The organism is Pseudoalteromonas sp. Of7M-16 (genome assembly GCF_022347805.1).
GTDB lineage: Bacteria > Pseudomonadota > Gammaproteobacteria > Enterobacterales > Alteromonadaceae > Pseudoalteromonas > Pseudoalteromonas luteoviolacea_F.
On the sequence record NZ_JAKRFY010000002.1, the window covers coordinates 111,046 to 132,296 of the forward strand.

The window sequence follows — 21,251 nt, forward strand, 5'->3', positions numbered from 1 at the left end:
AGCTGCCATTTATGAAAGCCAACCACCAACTCCATTACTATTCGGTGAATAACAACAATTGTTATAGTATAACATTTCAAATATACTAGAGCGCAATCGTCACTCTAATGAGCATAATTTGGAGCAAGCAATGCAAAGTAACAAAGAGCCGATCACCGCGATCCCAACCAACATCATCACTGGCTTTTTGGGTGTAGGCAAAACATCTGCCATCACACATCTTCTTAGTCACAAACCCGAAAACGAGAGGTGGGCTATTCTTGTTAACGAGTTTGGAGAAATTGGTATTGATGGCAACTTACTTAGCAAACCAAAAGATCAACAAGTGTTTATCCGAGAAGTCCCCGGCGGTTGCATGTGCTGTGCATCGGGCTTACCGATGCAAATTGCCCTGAATCAATTGCTCAAAGAAGCCAACCCACACAGGTTACTTATTGAACCAACGGGGCTTGGGCATCCTTTAGAAGTATTGCAGTTGCTGTCTAATCACTATTACCAGCAACTACTCAGCCTCGAAAAAGTTATCACGCTAGTCGATGCTCGCAATCTAGAAGACAAACGATTCACAGATCATCCTACTTTTAATCAGCAAATCTCTATCTCAGACGTGATTGTTGGTAATAAACTAGATTTGTACAACGCACACCATAAAACAACCCTTGAGAACTATTTAGCAGACAAAAACTTTAACGACAAAACGGTGCAGTTTTGTTCGCATGGTCAGTTAGACCCTCGGTGGTTGAGTGGTCAAACGCAAAATACTACCAAGCCGCCCTGCCACCACCATCATCATCACCAAACAGATTCATCTCGTGATATTAATGCTGAACCGTTTCCAGAAGAGGGGTTTCTTAGCGCCCAAAATGAGGGAGAAGGCTTCGCAAGCGTTGGATGGCGATTCGCACCGGATCAAATTTTTGACCGAGCTAAGTTACGCACATTTATCACAGGTGTAGATGCTTTGCGATTAAAAGCCGTGTTTATCACAGCACAAGGCATTTTTGGTTATAACAAAACCGCTGATGGCACAACGGAAATCGAGTTGGATGAATGTAGCGAAAGCCGCATTGAAGTTATCGGCAATCGTATTTGTCCAGATATAGAGGCCACTCTACTTGATTGCTTGGCGTCCCATCGCTAATTGCTTAACAACAACACCGTATTAAATTATTTTTAACCAATTTTACAAGGCATGTTAAGGAGGGACAACACGACATAAATCACAAACACAGCTGTAAAACAGCTTTTTAGTAAGCGGATCAAAGAAAGAAAACAAAATGAAAACAAACACATCAATCCTGATTGCCACCTTTGCAACACTGATTTTTTCCAGTGTGGTAAGTGCATCAGCAATTAATCAAACGAAAGGGGACTTCGAAGACAAGTTCCGTCAATTAGATGAAGTATTGCCTACACCAAACGTGTATCGTAATGCAGCGGGAGAGCCTGGGCAGCAGTACTGGCAACAAAAGGTCGATTACAAAATCAAGGTGTCACTAGATGAACAAAAGCGTCGTCTAACTGGCCATGAGAAAATCACCTATCATAATAACTCCCCCTATCGATTAAAGTACCTGTGGGTGCAACTTGATCAAAACATCTTTAAAGATGATTCGATAGCAAATATGGCCAATAATTTCGGCGGTGTTGGTCGACGAGGACCTTACACTAAGCCGGGCAACGAAAACAAACCTGCAAAAATCAGCCTTGGCGAACTAAGACGCCAGCAGTTTATGGCTGACAATGAATTAGGTTATGAAATTAGCGCTGTGACTGATCACCGAGGCAAAAAGTTGAGCTTTACACTCGTTGGTACACAAATGCGTATCGACTTGCCCAAACCGCTCAAGTCAGGAGACTCGGTAAAATTTGCCATTGATTTCGCATTTAACATTGTCGAAGAAGATGCCGTATCTGCGCGTTCTGGCTATGAGCACTTTGCCGATGATCCGCGCCCCGGTGGCAACGATATTTACCTCTTAGCGCAGTGGTTTCCAAGACTACACGCCTATACCGACTACGAAGCCTGGACAAATAAAGAGTTTTTAGGTCGAGGTGAGTTCACCTTAGAATTTGGTGACTACGAAGTTGAGATTGATGTACCTGCCGATCACATCGTCAGTGCAACAGGTGTTTTAACCAATGCCAAACAGGTACTAACAAAAACTCAGCGCAAGCGCCTCAAAGAAGCAGAAACAGCTAAACGTCCAGTGTTTATTGTCACAGAAAAAGAAGCACTAGAAAACGAAAAAGAAGGTACCAACAAACGCAAGACGTGGAAGTTCAAAGCCGAAAACGTGCGTGACTTTGCATGGGCATCATCACGTAAGTTTATGTGGGATGCACGCGGCTACCAGCAAGGTGGTGAAGAGATGCCAATGGTGATGGCCATGTCTTTTTATCCAAAAGAAGGGGGCGACCTTTGGAAGAAGTATTCAACCGAGTCCGTGATCCATACCATGGAAGTATATTCACGCTTTTCTTTTGACTACCCCTACCCCACAGCGCAATCTGTAAACGGCCCGGTTGGTGGCATGGAATACCCAATGATCACCTTCAATGGTCCACGTACAGAGCTGCAAGACGATGGCACTCGTACCTACTCTCAAGCAGAGAAACGCTTCCTTATTGGCGTTGTGATCCACGAAATAGGTCACATCTACTTCCCAATGATTGTTAACTCCGACGAGCGCCAGTGGACGTGGATGGACGAAGGTCTCAATAGCTTCCTAGATGGTGTCGCGGGACGTGAGTGGGATCCAAACATTCCATGGGGTGTAGAGCCAAGAGATATTGTTGGATATATGAAGTCCGAGAACCAAGTTCCGATTATGACTCAATCTGACAGCGTATTAAATTTAGGCCCTAATGCCTACACTAAACCAGCTGCGGCTTTGAATATTTTACGCGAAGTCATACTTGGTCGTGAGCTATTTGATTTTGCTTTCAAAGAGTTCTCTGAGCGCTGGCGATTTAAGCGCCCTACCCCTTCTGACTTTTTCCGCACCATGGAAGAAGCCTCGGGCGTTGATCTAGATTGGTTCTGGCGCGGTTGGTTCTACTCGACTGATCATGTTGATATTTCAATCGACAAGGTATATCAAATGCGCTTAGATACCCACGACCCTGATATCGACTTTTCGCGTCAGCGACAGTTTGAGAACGATAAACCATCTTCGTTGTTCGTTGAGCGCAACAAAGCCGAGGGCAAAAAACTATGGGTTGAATTAAACCCTGATATCAGAGACTTTTATGACGACAATGACCGCTTTACCGTAACCAATAAAGAGCGCAATGAGTACAAAGAATTTCTCGATTCTTTAAAGCCTTGGGAGCGTAAAACACTCTCTCGTGCTTTAGAAGAAGACAAAAACTACTACGTACTTGAGTTTTCAAATATAGGTGGCTTGGTGATGCCAATCCTGCTTGAACTCACTTATGAAGACGGCAGTAAAGAGAGCCAGTATATCCCGGCAGAGATTTGGCGCAGAACCCCTAAACATGTTCGAAAGCTGATTGTCACAGACAAAAATAAGGTGCTGACACAAGTTGTTGTCGACCCTGGTTGGGAAACTGCCGACGTTGATGTAGAAAATAACCATTACCCGCGTCGCATTATTCCTTCTCGTGTAGAGGCCTACAAAAAAGAAAAAAGCACAGCCAAAGTGAAGCGCGATATTATGCAAGATATCAAAACTGAACTAAAAAGTGATGAAAAAGAAGAGGATAAATAATGATTAAGTATCTTCAACTGATCATCACAGCCGCTGCTCTGCTGCTCAGTACAGGTGTCTTCGCACATCAACAAAAGGCCGCGGAAACAACCGTTTTATTCAACAAAAACTCTGGGCAATTGGAGATCATGCATCGCTTTTATCTGCATGATACCGAGCATGCCGTGCAATCGTTGTTTGATAAAAAAGCTGATATCCTCAATGCCAAAAAAACACAGCAGCAGTTTGCTGATTACGTCGCTAAGCATTTTCAACTGAAAACACTGAGTGACAAAAATATCAGCTTAACTAATGTAGGTTTTGAAGTAGAGGGTAAGTTTTTTTGGGTCTATCAAGAAACCCAGATACCAAGCGCAGTGACTGGCATAAAAATGTATAACGGCTCGTTACGCGACTTGTGGCCTGCACAGGTCAACATGGTAAACGTTGAGGGGAAAGGCAAAGTCCGTACTTTGTACTTTAGCCGCGACGACGAGTGGCTTGTAGCGCGTTTTTAAGTTGCTGTTGACACGATAAAGATTAGGGAGCCTCCCGCTAGGTTGCTCCCTATTTTTATATTATCTAACAAATATATATGTTGTTTGCTCTACGGCAATACCAGCTACGTTGCCAGCTTTGTACACGCCACCTGCATATGCATAGATATTGTGGTAGTTAAGCATCGAATAGTCTGAGCCGGATCCACTACAACCTGATGCTTCATGCCAGAAGAGTCTAAACTGATGCTCGCCCGTCATACCATGATTTCGACCCAATGTATCTTGCAATGGAATACAACTCGCATTATTTAGCACTGCAATATCAGCGATAGCAAACACACCCACATCACGCATTGTGATCATCATTTCTTGGCTGTTGTTTTTATAATGAACCCACTGTGGATCCGTTAAGTGGTAGTTGTCATCAAACGATGTAATGTTTTGTGTTGCCGTGAAAAGTACTTCAAAGTTGTGAATATGGTTGTAAGCTTTACCCGGCACATAACGGATACCCATTAAGGTCCAACCGCCGCCTTCCATTTCCATGTCACAGAAAGTAGTAAACTCAGGCAAGCCGCCAGCCCCATCCGGATCTAGTGTGTAGTAGCCAGATTGTGAAGCTGGGTCTTTATCTAAAATTGCCTTACAACTCGTGTTGCCAAACGCTGGTTGAACATTTTTATTTGCACGGATTGTGGCCGTATCACCCCCAATCGACGTAATATCTTGAGCGAATAAATGGCCATTAATATCAAGCACGTTAATCACTTCATGTACATGTTCAAGCTCTGCATCACGAGACTGCTCCTCTTGTAAAAACAGCTCATGGCTTTCAAACTGCACTGGTAGTTCATCCACTTTAATCTGGTTAAGTTTATACACTTCACCTGTATCCAAATTACCAGACTTACTTGGTGCATAAATCGCTAAATATGAAACAGTTTGATTATTGCGCGTATTTGCGCTAGTTTGCAGCTCTTGAAACTGAACCTTGGCATTAAAACCAATTTGATTGACACTGCTTGCTCGGGCAACATACGCAAACCCACCATTGTCAGACTGAGGACTTAAAAATAAGTAAGGGACTTGGTCGTACTGCTGTGCAAAATTAAAAGTTTGGCTAGCCGTACTCAAATTGACCGTACCCACTTCCCAGATTGCACCGTCTTGCATCGTGTGCGTACCAACACTCAAAGTAAGTGTCGATATCGTCTCATCTGCGTGAGCGCCATCTAGGTACTCCCACTCCTTAAAGCTTATTGTAAATGTACCATCCTGATTATTTTGCAGTGCTACCGCACCAGGTTGTTGATCAAGATTGCTAGCCACCCCTGCAATCACAACTTCATTCGCAGCAGCATTAACAATAGTACCATTGCTATTTGCGGTGTTCTCAACCAGAACAGTAGCACTGGCCGAACACACTGCGAGTATAGGTGCCATCAGCAAAGCTTGTTTTAACATATCTTTTCCTTTTATATTTGGGTATTTAAGCCGTTTCTTCAGCCTTTTTCTCGACCGCATTCTAACAAAGCCAGTGACCTTGACATATATAAATTGGAATAAGCTATTGAATTATCCTTAAAATTAGGATTATTGTATTAGAAAAATATGGGAGTTGCTTGAAACGCCAACGGTCAGTTAAATGAATGTGAGTACTAACTCAGTTTCAAACTGGAATATCGCAATCACGCGAGCAACACATGAATCCGATAATCTCATTGATAATAAAGCAACCTAAAATAGACTTTGAATTGCGCAATTTTCGTATTGTGATGATTTAATGTCCAAACAAACCAATTAGTTATTGCCTTTTCAAATAAAATCATTATAGTGACAAACCAAGTCGGCATATAGCGCAGCTTGGTAGCGCACTGTCATGGGGTGTCAGGGGTCGCAGGTTCAAATCCTGCTATGCCGACCAGCTTATCCTCTCCCTATTCAATTACTTATCTTTTTGCTTTCAATATTCAGCTTCTTTGATTTTTAATTTTTCTCCAAACATTTATAGCATCATGATTGTTTTCTACGTTTAAGCTCGTTTTTGTGGGTTAACTTTTGGACACAGCCAATAGTTGCAATGAGTTGTCAGTTTTTCAATATTGTTGGAACATTAGCTTGGTAGTCCATCGAGATCTGCTACGTACGAGGCTCAGTCATCTACAGCTTTGATTTCAAATCATTGACTCTGACCTCTTTGATTGCAAAGGCGACTTTGATAAGGCCATTGCCTACTTTGAGTTGGCACTAGCTCAAAATCAAAAATTGCTTGGAAAGGATCACCCCAGTACAAAAGTAGCAGCAAAGAATTTAGAATATGCCAAAGAGTTAGCAATGACGCAGCAAAAAGCTTCAAAAGGGTTATAACGCAAGCAAAATAATATTCTATATACCCTTTTTAAGGCCTGCTAGAATCGGACTTTGTTTACAAAACAAACTTAAAACAAAAACTGTAGGCCCAGATATACTATTCAACCACCCTGCTCTAGCTTAGGCAATCAGCAAATGAAGTAGCATCTATATCCGCTGCTAGCTTGGAGCCTAACAAACGTCATTAAATGCGTTACACGGTTTTTACTCACTAGTTTGCGGTTGCCTTTTTGTTGAAGCCATAGATTTTGAATGTTCGCCTGTTCACTCGCTTAAGATCCACCTCTAAGCGTTTTACTTCATCACTTTCTGTGTGTTTGCTCGAATGTTCCTGCCTTGTTAACCCTGCTTTGGAGTGTTCTATCCGTAATACCAGCATATGGGTAGCACCTTTATTTAATTAACCATTGCCAACGAATCTACACACATCTTCGTCATTAAATTACTGGCATATTTTTCTCATAAAACCGATTTTTCTAACTCATTCCCCAAACCAAATGTATCTACTCATTAAGCGGAATTACTCTTCATAAATAGAGTGAAAAACTCGTTTTATTTAGAATAACCCTTGTATCTCGATATCAAAAATACAATTAATTTACCAACAAAAACTCGAACATAATGAAATATAAAATTTACAAAAGAACAATTATTAACCACAATTAATGCCACTTGAAAGCATACCAACCCAACTAATAATTGACGCTTGAAGTATGAATAATTTTATAAATTACAAAAAATAAATAAATTTAAAATTATTGCTTTTAAGTTAATGCCAGTACAAATAAAATAACCTATGGGAAACACCCATTAACCAAAGAATCAACATAAACCAATATGTGAAATTACTGTATGAATCGAGTCATATTTATTATATCTGCATGGTTGTATGCGAGCGTGACGCACGCAAATACCTTGTCTAACTTAGACAGCATGTATGCAATTACTCCCGAGGGTACTTCATCTACTGTTAACTTAACACTTACTAATCTTAATAAGCCTCTAATTATCTATAATGGTGATGCTAAACGAGACATGTTTCATCTCAAGTTCTCTGGCAGCATTAATATCAACTCAAAAATAGAAGTTTTAGGTCACCCTGCAAACCTGTTAATTACTTCGGCGAATAAGGTTACTTGTACAAATTGTAACTTCGAAAACGCAAAGCGAATTAGTATTTCTTCAGGTTCATTTTACTCAAATAGAATAGTCGCCAGTCAAAGTGGTCAAATTGACATCAAAACGTTAAATGCCAGAGGTGCTCAATCCCTCGAGCTTTATACAGATAATCTGATTACGTCAAGTAATACTCGTGTCGATATCAATTTAAAAGCTATGAATCATAAAAACGAATATCTCATTATGGATGAATCAGGAGATATTGAGGTGGGCACAGGTGGTATTTCCCTTTATTTAGGGGGATATAGCGTCAATTATTCTGACGGTAAAATAACAGGCCCTAGCCTTCAAATGCTGCCATACAACTCAAGAACTTATAATGCAACGATAAACGGTCAATACAAAAGTGCTGGCTTCTCAGTTGCAACAAATAAAAACCTCACCATTGCAAGTAATACCAATATAAACACAGTAACCGAAGCGCTATCTTCTAGTAACTCAGACAATGGCTTGTTTGTCCCTAGTGAAGGCATTGCTATTTCACACATTGGCAAGCTCTCTGTGGGTGACCCATTTAATTTTGAGCCACGAGGGGTAGAACTACAAAGCGCAGCAATAGAAGACACTCAATCCTGGGGTCATGGTCGTGGCTTTTTCGTAAATCCAAATATTGTCAACTACGGTAAACTATACTCTGATGAAAACCTTAAGTTAGTTTCTCTATCACGTATCATTAACCAAGGTATCATATACTCGGGGGCCGCAGAGTTTATCTCTCGTTCTGGAGTAAGTAATTCAGGTCAAGTTGAAGCAACTGATATTAAAGTTTCAGGTTATTACTTTACAAACCAGAACAACATCAATGCTCGTACCCTCACCATAGAAACGCAAAAAGATATTGCCAACGGCTACGGTGGTATCATCAGAGCTAACTCACTTATATTGAAATCAAGAGAAGGAACTGTTGCAAATGGTACTCGTCGCAGTGGGCAGAACTTAACCTCGACACGTCCATTTTTGGAGTTAACCAGAGATCACGAAAACCTATCCCAGGGTATCTACCATAACTCTCAGGTTCAAAAGATAAAAGAAGTTAGCCATTCAAACCTGTCCGCTAAAATCTATGCCAACTCAATTCAAGTCGATGCACAAGCCTTTGAGAATATTAATTCATACAACATTCCAAGAGGTGCATCTGATTGGAGTTCAGGCATCAAGGTAAGCTCAGCAAGGTCTAACGATGTTGTGTTCCAAGCCGAGAACAAGCTTGAAATTAAAGCACCCAAGTACATATTAAACTCATCTGCAATTCTAAGCCTAAGCCAGTCTGGTGTCTTTGATATCAATAGTAATAAAGTATTTAACGAACGCTATAGATTAGATGTAGAGACAGGGTACTATTCGGGTGTCAGTTACACCAACGACTCTAAAACTGGCGTGATCTCATCAGAACAAGGGAGCCGCTCAAAAATCAACCACTACTCACCTCCTGGTCGAATCATCGTATTCGGTAAATTAAGAGTCAGTGATGGCACGCACAATGCTCGCTCGACACAAGAGTTCAACAATATGTTCTCTTATACAGAAGTATTTTCAAAAGCTTATTTCAATAATTTACAGCTTTCTTCAATTGGACTGCGTCTATCAAAAGACACGTATACGGCCACTTATGCTGACACTAAATATTGTCAAACAACTGGACGCTGCCGCTTCGAAAAAATAGATACTTTTGTAGAGTCTGAAACGCTGCTGTCTTTCCATGGCGGTGTATACGGCGTCAAAGAAGATCTGCCTTCGAGTAGTGATTTAAATGTGACAAATCTAGATGCACTGGGTACCGAAAAGAAAAATGAAGGTATCAAGTATATGAAAACATTTGAATATAACTATGGAATTGGCAACACTGCAATCGTCTCCTCTCAATCTACCAACGGCGATATTTTAACTTTTGTTGTGACTACCTGCCGCATGGTTATTCTGCCAGGCGATGGTGAAGTTTTACAGCCTGCGTGTAGTAATCAAACCCATACTGTGAACTTAAAAACTTTAGTAGATCAGAAGAATAAAGATAAAGACATCGATGGCACGAATTATACCGCAAGACAAATCGAAGACGCGCTGAACAAGCGTATTCAAGGTTATCTAAATACCCCTCCACCAAACACATTTGGCTCTCACTGGCTACCAACCTCTATTGTATTGACTGGTTATGAAATTAGTGCAGACAAGAAAGAGGTTAATTACTCATACCGTAAGTCTGGCTACAGTGCGATTGACGACATAGGAAAGCCTAGTGTTAAAGATTGTGAAACAAACAACAATACAATCGGCATAAATTGTAAGTTTGAAAGCGAGCATGTGTATACCTCTGTCGTGCTTGCAACCTTAATGAAGTGATAGGCTTGGAATTGCAAATATCATGAAAGAAAAAAACATAGAACAAGAGTCTTGGGAACAAAAAGTTCCCATGTGGCAAAAAGTGACGGCCTGCCTCAACATATTCATGTTGTTAGGCCAACTGATGCTCCCCACAATTGGTTGGGCAATCACCAATGAGCAAGTAGCTGCGGAATTGTCAAACCCACAATACACCCGCTCGTACGTTAACGATGGCTACTTGTACAAAAAGTCAGATTACGTTGAGGATAAGGTTAATACCTCAACCACACAAAACATTGGAACTTTCTTTAAGCGACTTAAAGATAATTACAAAGTGGCTTTACAGCCTCCGGTTATGATACCGATCCAAGTCCGAGGACTAACGGTGATTATTCCACATTACCCACTGCAAGAAATGGTCGGTGATAACTTTGTACAATCTCGCTTTATCCGCTCGCAAATATATAACGAACTAAATCGTAATTTGCTGATTGGATACAACAGTGAATCAAACCAAATAAATGATTTATACAATAAGGCATATGAATTCTCTAAAACAGGTGCCGCTAAATTTGGAGATGCCATTTCACAGTCACAAATTGATAAATTTGGCAAAAACTTTATTTGGCCTGAATCGAGAACAATCGGCTCAGTTAACGTGCTAGTACCAGTTGTACACTTAACTTCAAATACCATCAAAGCGCAAGAAGTCAATGGCCACCAAGTAGAGTTCCACGGCGAGAGCAATGAATTTAAATCAATCAATGTTGATACTGCTAACCTATACACGTACCGTAATGCGTTAATAAGATCTGTTGAAAACATTACTGTCACAGACGGCAGTATAATCGCAGATGGCGACTTAAACCTCTTAGCCGGTGGTACCGTTGCAAATCTGTCTAGTCACTTTTCTGCGTCGAAAAACGTTAAAATTTTCGCCAACAATTACGTACAGAAAACACTTGTTCATCGATATGAAACCCCCTACTCTCAAGGTACACGCCTAGGAAAAATTGCCAAGCTAGAAGGCAATAATATCTATATCAAAACCAGTAATGATATTGTGCTAGAAGGCGCTCAAATTTCAGGTAATAATATTGCACTCAATGCCGGAAACAACATCATTATTAAGTCGGCTAAAGAGACTTATGCTGGTAGTCAAACACGACCAGGTTACTCTGAAAACACGCAAACAGTTGAACATCTCGTATCTCGCCTAACCGCTGAAGACAGCATCAAACTGCTTGCTGGCGGTGTTGTCGAGCTTCATGCGGCAAAATTACACGCAGATAAAGGCGTCATCCAAATCCTCGCAAATAACGGGGTTTACATCGCAAATGAATTTAACGAATATCAACGCGATATGAACCGTAAGTGGGGGAAAACAACAGAAACAGAACAAGAGTTCGAAACCATTGCTATCCGCTCTGCATTGGATGCGGGTAAAGGTGTTCTCATTGCGTCTCAATATGGCGATATCACACTTAAAGCAACTGAAATCACGTCAACCGACGGCACTCACATCGATGCTCGCAATGGCAGAGTTAATCTTCTCATGGCGAAGCAGCAAGATCATTACTTTTACCACAAAATAAGGAAAGGTACTTGGAAAATCAAAACAGAGACTATCCAAGATACTGAAGATACAGCCGTATACAATGAAATCGTTGGTGGCGTAAAAATTAACGCAACACATGGCATCACTATTGAATTTGGGCAACAAGAAGGCCAGTCTGTCTCTAATATTGTCAATGGCTTTGCATCAAGTAAAAGCTTGAGCTGGATGTCTGATCTTTATAATGACCCTGAATATGCATGTCCTCCACAATCATTGACCTCAGCGCCGAGAAATATCAATCCTTATGCGTTTGAAGCAATAAAAGCTGATCCTGAGTTCAAGCAGTGTAACAGCATGCTAGATGTCGTGTATACCAAGCTTGAAAGGATCAAAAAGCATGAAACGACCAGTGCACTAAGCCCTGCAGCAATGGCAGTCATTGCGATAGCAGTTTCTGTTGCAATGGGACCAGCAGGTGCCGGAATTACAGGTTCTAATGGTGCTATAGCCACGGCTGTTGGTAAAGGTACTTTCTCGGCTGCGGCTTTATCAGCAGGTGCTGCAACGCTTACTACCCAAGCAGCTGTCAGCTTGGCAAATGGCGAAGGTATTGATGGTGCCATTAAGTCTATTACTGAAAGTGACAACTTGCGTTCGCTTGCGATTTCAATGGTCACCGCTGGTGTGATGCAGGAGTTAGATGGACTTGATTTCTTCGAGTACGATCCTAACGCTCCTCTTATGAGCACAGACACATTAATCTCTCTAGGCAATCAATCACTGCAAGTTGTTATCGAGTCTGCCGCAAAAGCGGGTATTGAGACCGCTATTTCAGGCGGCAGTATTGACGACCTATCAGATTCGTTTGTCAATGCACTCAAAGCAAGTGCTGTCAGCGCTCTAGGAGAAACTTTAACGGCCAATATAGAAAGCACCTCTTTGTCAACTGCTGCGAAATACATCGCGCACGCAGCAACAGGATGTTTACTCGCTAATGTCAATAGCCAACACTCTAACCGCTCTCAGCAATGTGCAGCAGGTGCCGCAGGTTCTGTAGCAGCTAAGTTTGTTGCAAGTCAATATGACCCTCAAGTTGACAAGCTCACAGCACAAGGTGAAGCGACAGCAGCTTGGGTAGAGAAGCATGTTGGTATAGATGCAACGCAAATGTCGCAGGAAGAACTGTATGCGTATATGAATACAGCACGCCTGACGCCTCAAGAAATTTATCAATGGGGTAGCATGAAACAAGCGATGAAAGAGCTTGGTGCAATTCAAGCGCAAAGTGCTGATTTAGCTAGATTAGCCGCGGGTCTTGCAGCTTTCGTCGCAAAAGGCTCAGCTGAAGTCATCAATAGAACGGCAAATCAAGGTACAGCCATCACTCGTTCAGCATTGATCAGAGAGATGTCACCTCAATACCAAAGAGCAACAGCATTACTTGCCGTGCTAGAGCATCACAATATTTTACTGCATGCTCGTGCACACCGCTTTACTGTAAAAGAAGCATTAGATGCAGGTGTACATATCCCGGACGCATTTAAAGGTGTTCACTATCAAAACATACCACTGACAGGCGCCGATCTAGAGTTACTGCAAGACATCGCCATAATGGATACTTTGCAAAACGGAACACCTGAACAAGTTGCTGAACTGACTAAGCAATATGGTGCATCTGTGGTGGCCAAATACAAATCTACCCAAGGGCAAATTATCCACTACGACTGGGGGGCACTGGCCAAGCGAGCACGAGACACAGATCCGTACACCGCCTTTAAACAAGCTAAAAAGGATATTTCAGATAAACAGTATGACACAGTACAAGGTATTACCGAGTTAAGAACGCTGTTTGATAGAAAGGAAGAAAACTATATAGCTTATGTTCCGCTGATTGATAGCTTGAGAAATTTCTCAAGTGCACCGCTTACAATGGTGTTTGGCGGGGTTAAATATGTTGGTCATTTGTTGAAGAAAAATAACATAGAGCAATATAAGAAAATTGATCTTGAATTAGAAAAAACCAATTTTGCGAAAGCTCTACAAGCAAAAGCAAAAGACTTGTTAAAGAACGGAGATGGTAAAACACCATTGCCTCATAACCGTAAGGCTATTTCTCAAGCATTTGCACCTGGTACCAATTTAGCTAAATCACCTGAGTTCTTTAACTTTACTGGGAAACCAAGTGAAGTTGGGAAAATGGTAAAAAAAGCTGAAACACATGTTGAATGGAAAGAAGTCAATAAAAGTATACTTGTCAAAGACCCTGAACAGTACGTGAAGTACATAGAAAAAGAGTTCTACAAAGGAGAGGAGCCACTGCACCCTATTATCAAGCAACGGATTTTAGATTACCTAAACACCGAGCTGAAAAAAGGCAATGGCATTGCTACGCAGGCTGGTGCCCCAGGGCTACACGCTGAAGTGCGAGCGGCAAATTGGTACTTGAACAATACATCCGCAACAGTCGAAGATATTACCCTTGCAACATACAAACTTTATGACAAAACGGGTAACCCGTTCCCTGCTTGTCAGAACTGTTCTGGTATACTGAAAGGGTTCAATATAATTACGGATTAAACACTATGATTAATAAAGGACATTTGCTCGTTATACATAACGCTTTAGTTGAGCAAAATGGTCTTTTACACTTTGATGGCACGCCGTTTAGCGGCGTTGCTATCTTTACCGAGAAAGGTAAAGTTGTGAAAAGACACTTTGTTGAAAAAGGTGTTATTGGCGATGTTTATCTAAGCCCTTTTTCTAAACAGGCGATAATCAATCAGCACCTCATAACCGATGAGTTAGTAGCAGAGCATATTGAGCCATTAATGGTCGAAGAAGACGTTTTTACGGGCACTCTGTATTCTCCACATCACAATGGCTGGGTCGAGTCAGAAAACGTCTATCGAGAGGGTATTTTAAGAGAAGGTATTTCATACCACATGAATACACCTCTTTATCATGAAGTGGCCATTGATACAGACAACACATCGCAAACATATGAGTTTTGTGAAAATGGCCATACTGTTTATTGGGATGTGGCGCCTTTTGATCACGAATTGGAACAAGAAACTGGAAGAATAACCTGTCAAAGTGATGATGATGAAAGCCTGACCGTGACATTGAGCCGATCTTTTTTAGATATCGTCGCGTTTCAAGAACAGGTTGTATTTCCCTCTATTCAATACTTAAGTTTAGACAATGGCATCAAGTTCTTTGATATAAACATTGATACTTTGTATTTGACTCAAATACCAGAACAATGCATGGAATTTGTGCATGACCTTTTCGCAAATCAACATATTAAATATGTGCATATTGACGGGTTTTGTGATGCTTGGTTAGAACCACTTAAGGTGGCCTATACCAGAGGGTTAAAAAAGCTGGATGTCAGATTCGATTGTAATATGGATAGCGCTGAATTACTTGCGTTTCGTGATACATACCTCCCAGACTTGGAAGTTATTCAGTAGCTGATTGCCCAATCAGTAATTTGGTTTCTACTGTACACTGACTAACAAACAAATAGGCTATACCAAAGCTTTATCGCTGGTATAGCCTATTCTTCTTTAACGATGTCAAAGTGCGTTCTTTAAATAACGATAAGAAATATCTGCTGCTAATTCACGTTGAGCTGACATGCACAGATTTACTTTTCGCTGTAGACACCTTTACTGTCCACGGACCTAATCTCCAAAAACCAATTTGTTGTTATCCAAGTCTCTAACGTAAGCTGAAAACTTAGGGCCTCGCTGTCTTGGCTCACCTTCACAAGTACCACCTAGCTCTATTGCTTTATTATAAAGCCGTGTCACCTCTGCAGCAGAGTCGACATTAAAACCCAACATAGTGCCATTGCCATTTGTTGCAACCTCGCCATCAAAAGGTGTGGCGACTGCAAAAGCCGAATCAGGATCATCGCCTTGCCAAAAGGTCATTCTGTTATTTGTAATTGTTTGTTTAAAAGGTGTCTGTTCAAATAGCGCATTATAAAAGCCCATCGCGGCTGCCATATCATTTGTACCGACCACGAAGTAGTTCATTTTCATCCCTAGATTCCTTTTACGACTTAATCAATTAGGCGGGAATGATAGATCAGCGCACTGACACCCAATGTCAGGAGCCTTGAAGTTGCAGTCAGACGAGAAAACTACGCTGTACCTTAAACAAATTGAGCATGTCTAACCCACTGTACCTCAGGCTAAAAACGGGTAAGTAAATAAGCAAAAGTGCAGCAGATTAAATACAAAGTGGATATATATAGGCACTAATATGTTATTGGCCTTTTGGTAACCATACGCACAACCAATGCCCAGTATCGTTGCAATTAAAGTATAGGCAAGGCCACCAGGAAAATGTACAACGCCAAACAGCACACCTGAGCAAAAGACCGTTAGCTTGTCACCATGGTGGTGATGTTTGAATGTGTTTTGCATCTGCGTTTGTAAAAAACCTCGAAAAAAGGCTTCTTCTGCATAGCATGTCGCAAATAAGTTTGTTATCACCCAACCCAGCAAGATTGGGCTTAACTTAGGCTCCCACTCCACCAACCCAAACAAAACACCACCAGCTAATCCAGACACGATTGCCAAAGAGATCAAAACAAACACTTTACCACTGCCTTTGCCCATTGACGCTCTACTGTGGGGCACCACCAGCGCCAACAAAGCGATAGCAACCATAAGCTTGTCAAAATTCAAATACTTTGAAAAAGGTACAGCATTGTTACTGACCATGTACGACTCAATCACTAACGGGTTGTTGAATCCTGGAAATGCATGAATAAAAAACAGAATTGAAAAAACGAAAATACCTATCCCTAGCAACCATTTGATCGCTTTGTGCTTGAAATGATTAAACCCGTAGCTCATTAAAAATAAGCTGGTGATACCAAAGGCCGCAATCATATTAATCACTTCAAAGTAGTAGCCAAGTAAGACTGACACACTAGCTAAACCAATAGCGGTACGGCGCATCAAAAAAGTGAGCGCTAAAAGGGCCAATAATGCTGGAAAGAAGGAAATAACAGTGCTTAGGGTAAGGGTTAGTCCAAACAGCTCAAAAGGTGAATTCATCTCAAACGCTACTTAACTTGTGCTATTGACACACAAGCGCATAAAAATGGTTAGTTGAGCGATATTGTACGTTAATTAATCCTATGAATTATATAAATTTTTAATATGGTTCTAGCCCAACTAAGCTGGGCTAGATCTTATTAGCAAATAATTTTAGTGGGACAAAACACAGGTGCGGTATGACATGCACCAAAGTCTTTGCTGTAAGCCGAAGCGCCACCACCGATTTGGCGTGTTTGCATGTTATTCAAATTTTTATTGCTGCTTAGTTTTTTTAAACTTACTTTGTTGAGCTTCATAATAATTCCTGTTGTTAATTTTCAACTTTTATCAAATAAACAAGCACGGCCTATTGCTGCGCTTGCCTGCATGACTGTGTTCAAAAAACATACACAATGCAAGCTAAAAAAGTTCACAATACACGCCAGAAGCTTTACATGTTTGTTTTATAAGTTATTTATTATATTGAAAATTTATCATAATACAGAAAAATGACAGCGCTAGACAACAATCTCACTTTTGTACTCATAATTGCAAGCAACAAGCATAAGATGCAAAAACTTAGGAGATGAGTAATTTCTCAGCGTTATGATCTCTTCGCTATTGTCTTGCTTTTGCCCCCCACGACACAAATTAGCATCTTGTTTAAAAGTTATATTATGCAAATTGCTAACCGCGTATTGGAGCGCTCTTGTTGGAAACGTTTTTAACTAAAAAACGTGAATCAAAGATCCCTGTTTACATCACCAGATCAAACTGAGTATTTGCAACAACTTTACCATTAATTTGCAGTTCAACCTTGTGTATACCTGGGTAGTAGGTGCGAGTTGTAATCGCCTTGACAGCATGCTTCTTTGTAAGCTGTATCGACTCACCTGGATGAAGCTGAATTGACTTCCACTTGAATACTTTAGGAGACGTCGTGCCATTGGCTTTTTGATGATGCACAATATAATCTACTATCAAGGATTGCATCGCCGTACTATTACTTAGGATCTGAGCAGTCAGTTCGATATGAGCGCCAAAATTAAGCACAGGTGATGAAGTATTTAACGCTACCGATTGCAGTTTCACATCGCCATATCCAAACGCATTTAACGTCTTCATATGACCTTTTTTAATTAAGGTTCGACAGGCATGTTTGACCAATGCCTTTCGCTCCGCGCTGGCATTTTGAAGCCACGCTAAGGCGATGTCAGACACTCTATCTTGATGATCTTTAGCAATATCATTCAGATTGTTTGCTACAGATCGCCTAACATATTCGCTGGGATCGTCTTTCAATATTTCCAATAACTCAATCACAGGTTCAGGATCTACAATATACTGCTTTAATTGCAAGCCCCAAGGTAATCTCGGCCTACAACCTTCGCTTGCCAGCCGCCGTACATTGATATCCGAGTCAACAGCCCAGGTTTTCATCACTTCCAAGGTGCGCTCAGGCTCAGCAATTAAAAAATGCCGTATGGCGAATTCTGAGGTATTTCGCTTAGTCAGTTCTTTAAGTAAGTGCATCGAAAGCTCAAAATGGCCTTTACCTTTTGTGGCTACATAATCACTCATGGGGATGATTGCCCAACCAGAAATTCCATTCTCATTGCAAGCTGCCAGACTCCACTCCCCTTCAATTTGATCTCCTAAAGATCGCTCAATGATCTTCGCTGAGGCTTCAAACTCTTCTGGAAGATATACCTGCATCGCCTCGCAAATGCATTGACTGCGCTGCTTGAACTCTAGCTTATCTAAATCTCTTTCAATGTCATAAATGAAGTTTTCAGACTTAAAATCAGGGAATACACGGCGAAAATGAAACGCCATAAGACGAACAAGTTCTCGATCAAATACATTTTTAAATGGTTCTGGCATCTCGGTTTAATACTCAGCTGTGAAAATCGGCTCATTTATAGGCTAAACATAACATGTTATCCAATCTCAAAAAAATACCTATTCGACGCACTCTCAAATATGAAATTTATAAAAGATAAAAACCAACAAATAAATAATAAATACAATTGGTCTATCAAAAGCATTAACCCATTATCAGTTATTCCTTTTTAGGCATGACGATTTTTATTGTCATTAATATCTCGCTATTAATCTAGATGTATAATGGAGTTGAATTTCCTTTTCGTTTTTTCATCACACTACGTTTTGCAATTACATATAAGCAACTTGCACCTAAGAGCGAAAAAGCCATCACTTCGACTTTTTCGCTGAACTGCTTAAGATCAAAACCGGGTTACAATTCGCTAAAATACCTTGAATCTTAAACCACTCACAATGTAAAATAAATGTAACACCAATATTTGGAAGGGATATTCGCATGGGTAAATCCAAGCAAGACAGTACAGCGCACTACACAGCAGAACAACCTTCACAGCTGCATACCAATCAAAATAAAAAACGCTTGCCCGACAGACCTATTACCAGTGGTAAATTTTTCGAGGCTCTGAGAGATATTTATGTCCGTTACTGTGGCACAACTGCTGAACTAGACGCACCTGAGAGCAAAATAGTCGCTTTCAGTGTCGATTATGAAACAAGAAAAACAGATGGTTTATGGAGCACACACCCATGCTACAGAGTACACTTTTCTAATCAAGATATTCGACCTTTTTCGATACCAACTACAGTGCCGTCTTAAGCCAACCCTGTGCACTCTATCTTTTACTTCTTATCACTATGATGCCAGCACCTGAATAGCTGGCATCACCTATTAATTGCTTATTCCTCTTCTACTTTGAATGCAGTAATTGGTGGCACTGGATCGCCGTTTTCGTGGTCACCTACAATATAGACGTGCCCATCACGAATTGCGATATCACTGGGCTCCATCACATCCTCTTCATCGAGGTCAATCACCGCTACAATTTCGCCTTCAAGGTTTAACTTCAATACCTTGGTAAATTGCTCAGAGACAACATAAACAAATCCGTTATTGAAGTGTACCCCTTGCGCATCAAACTGGTAAATGCTGCCCTGTGTGTCTCCCGAATAAGTGATCGGGTACTTGGCTTTTACGTTAAACTCGCCATCTAAAACAATCAATATATCAGCCTGCTCTTCGCCGTTCTGATCTGGCACTACATAAAAGTCACCGGACGTCGCATCATGTCCCAAACCCGAGTAACTATAGAGCGCACCTTGTTCGTCTGTCACCTCAATCTGAAACTCTTGGTGCAAAACATAGCGCTCCCCGACTCGATTAAATTGACCAACTAAGCCGCCATCAGCTAATGCAAAAAATACGTTATCAGCCCCTACTATTGCCTCTGTACAACCTTGATTGCAATTCACACTGTTAAAGTCGATCTCATGCCGCTCCAACAACTTAAAATCCCTATCTAGGTGGAAAACTTCAGCTTGATCTGTGATCAAAGTCCACGACTGATCTTGGTTTGGCCAAATCCCGGAAGGCTGAGCAATCGCTTCATCTAACTCATATCTCTGCACAACTTCTAGGATAGCGGTATCCTCGATGGGACCATCTCCAATTAATTCAGATTTATCAGCTACAAGATAAATATTATTTTCCACATCTGGTGTACTTAAGACAACACGACCATCTGGCGCAAGCGCTATGTCATTAAATTCTTTCCCTTCAAAACCAGCCAGATGCCATGAAGCAATATGCTCAACTTCAGCACCTTGTGCTTGATAAGCCATTACCATATAGTCACCGTGGTCATGGGCGAGCACTATCAGCTGATCGTCGGCCAAAGCCAATCCAGCAATTGTGAACTCGCCAAGTAGCATAAATTTGGTCGCTACATCAGTTGACGCGTTAAAATAGGTGAGTGCATGTTGAGTTTGATCATACATCCAAATGTAATTTGGGTTTGATTCATCTATAGCAACTTCGGTGAACTCATCACTGTCTATCAACAGCCAGTGGTGGCTGGTATTGTCCGTTAAATTTAGCCGGTGAAGTGTACTGCTGCCTGTTACAAACCACACTAAATCATCGTGTCTCTCAAGATCTGTGGCCGCATTAGCAATGCTGCTATTCAAAGGGCTTGCATAGTAAAACAATTCAGACGCATCAACATCTATATAGCCATACTCTTTGCCAGCTTGATGCACATTAATCTTGGGCCAATTTACATCAATACTGGATATCGAATCTATATTTTGTTGGTCATCTGGATAAGTCACATATTGCGCGATAGGAAAATCTTCAACCATGATTTCATCCTGTTCGGGCACTTCAAGCCTGAGTTCTCGAAGCTGGGGCTGCACTACCGGCGACACTATATCTGTGTTCTTTGGAATAGTCCCCTTTAGCTTTTGTTGAAGATCATTGTCGCTACCACAAGCGCTAAGCAGCAGTGCAATCGATATTGCAGTGATTGATTTAGAAAATTTCATTACATTGGCTCCTTGTTAAAATTGCCACCAATGTAAAGGGATGAATGTCAATAAAGTGTCGATAGAGCAAACATATTTTTTATTTAAAAAAACGGCACTTAAATGCGCGAGAAGGGTCAAATAATGCTTTCGGGATCTGACGACACTTTATTGACATTTTAGTGCGTAT

At 41.1% G+C, this 21,251-nt stretch carries 14 protein-coding genes and 1 tRNA gene; 8 read left to right on the forward strand and 7 right to left on the reverse strand.

The window, feature by feature from the left end:
* Positions 1-130: 130 nt before the first annotated feature.
* The 3 genes from MHN81_RS02475 to MHN81_RS02485 all read left to right on the forward strand — a co-directional run bounded on the left by MHN81_RS02475 (position 131) and on the right by MHN81_RS02485 (position 4,231).
* Positions 131-1,141 carry a GTP-binding protein gene (locus MHN81_RS02475; RefSeq protein WP_239424954.1) on the forward strand — a complete coding sequence of 337 codons (1,011 nt, stop codon included), beginning with the start codon at positions 131-133 and terminating at the stop codon, positions 1,139-1,141.
* A 136-nt stretch (positions 1,142-1,277) separates the two neighbouring features.
* Positions 1,278-3,734, forward strand: a complete 2,457-nt coding sequence (locus MHN81_RS02480; RefSeq protein ID WP_239424955.1) for a M1 family metallopeptidase — start codon at positions 1,278-1,280, stop codon at positions 3,732-3,734.
* Positions 3,734-4,231 (forward strand): DUF6702 family protein, encoded by a 498-nt coding sequence (locus MHN81_RS02485; RefSeq protein WP_023400401.1) that lies wholly within the window; start codon positions 3,734-3,736, stop codon positions 4,229-4,231. The genes MHN81_RS02480 and MHN81_RS02485 overlap by 1 nt, the downstream gene beginning before the upstream one ends.
* A gap of 60 nt (positions 4,232-4,291) precedes the next feature.
* On the opposite strand, the gene MHN81_RS02490 is transcribed toward MHN81_RS02485, so the two are convergent.
* Positions 4,292-5,677, reverse strand: coding sequence for a fibrinogen-like YCDxxxxGGGW domain-containing protein (locus tag MHN81_RS02490; RefSeq protein WP_239424956.1), 1,386 nt, complete (start codon positions 5,675-5,677; stop codon positions 4,292-4,294).
* A 383-nt stretch (positions 5,678-6,060) separates the two neighbouring features.
* Between MHN81_RS02490 and MHN81_RS02495 the strand changes: the two genes are divergently transcribed.
* Positions 6,061-6,137, forward strand: a tRNA-Pro gene (locus tag MHN81_RS02495).
* A 657-nt stretch (positions 6,138-6,794) separates the two neighbouring features.
* On the opposite strand, the gene MHN81_RS02500 is transcribed toward MHN81_RS02495, so the two are convergent.
* Positions 6,795-6,962, reverse strand: a complete 168-nt coding sequence (locus MHN81_RS02500; RefSeq protein ID WP_023400399.1) for a hypothetical protein — start codon at positions 6,960-6,962, stop codon at positions 6,795-6,797.
* A gap of 473 nt (positions 6,963-7,435) precedes the next feature.
* Between MHN81_RS02500 and MHN81_RS02505 the strand changes: the two genes are divergently transcribed.
* The 3 genes from MHN81_RS02505 to MHN81_RS02515 are packed head-to-tail and all read left to right on the forward strand — an operon-like array spanning position 7,436 to position 15,112.
* Positions 7,436-10,099 carry a hypothetical protein gene (locus MHN81_RS02505; RefSeq protein WP_239424957.1) on the forward strand — a complete coding sequence of 888 codons (2,664 nt, stop codon included), beginning with the start codon at positions 7,436-7,438 and terminating at the stop codon, positions 10,097-10,099.
* 22 nt (positions 10,100-10,121) lie between these two features.
* Positions 10,122-14,216, forward strand: a complete 4,095-nt coding sequence (locus tag MHN81_RS02510) for a DUF637 domain-containing protein (protein WP_239424958.1) — start codon at positions 10,122-10,124, stop codon at positions 14,214-14,216.
* 5 nt (positions 14,217-14,221) lie between these two features.
* Positions 14,222-15,112, forward strand: coding sequence for a hypothetical protein (locus tag MHN81_RS02515; protein WP_023400395.1), 891 nt, complete (start codon positions 14,222-14,224; stop codon positions 15,110-15,112).
* A 213-nt stretch (positions 15,113-15,325) separates the two neighbouring features.
* On the opposite strand, the gene MHN81_RS02520 is transcribed toward MHN81_RS02515, so the two are convergent.
* The 4 genes from MHN81_RS02520 to MHN81_RS02535 form a co-directional block, all read right to left on the reverse strand.
* A complete protein-coding gene (locus MHN81_RS02520) occupies positions 15,326-15,688 on the reverse strand; it encodes a VOC family protein (RefSeq protein WP_023400394.1) in 363 nt (120 codons plus the stop codon).
* A gap of 147 nt (positions 15,689-15,835) precedes the next feature.
* A complete protein-coding gene (locus MHN81_RS02525) occupies positions 15,836-16,714 on the reverse strand; it encodes a type II CAAX endopeptidase family protein (RefSeq protein ID WP_239424959.1) in 879 nt (292 codons plus the stop codon).
* Positions 16,715-16,854: 140 nt separating this feature from the next.
* On the reverse strand, positions 16,855-17,013 hold the full coding sequence (locus MHN81_RS02530) for a hypothetical protein (protein WP_023400392.1): 159 nt from the start codon (positions 17,011-17,013) through the stop codon (positions 16,855-16,857).
* Positions 17,014-17,452: 439 nt separating this feature from the next.
* A complete protein-coding gene (locus MHN81_RS02535; protein WP_023400391.1) occupies positions 17,453-18,580 on the reverse strand; it encodes a DNA alkylation repair enzyme in 1,128 nt (375 codons plus the stop codon).
* Between the two features lie 457 nt (positions 18,581-19,037).
* Between MHN81_RS02535 and MHN81_RS02540 the strand changes: the two genes are divergently transcribed.
* On the forward strand, positions 19,038-19,358 hold the full coding sequence (locus tag MHN81_RS02540; RefSeq protein WP_023400390.1) for a hypothetical protein: 321 nt from the start codon (positions 19,038-19,040) through the stop codon (positions 19,356-19,358).
* 80 nt (positions 19,359-19,438) lie between these two features.
* Here the strand turns inward: MHN81_RS02540 and MHN81_RS02545 are convergent, their stop codons facing one another.
* Entirely contained in the window at positions 19,439-21,082 is a 1,644-nt protein-coding gene (locus MHN81_RS02545) for a hypothetical protein (protein WP_023400389.1), read from the reverse strand.
* Between the last annotated feature and the right edge of the window lie 169 nt (positions 21,083-21,251).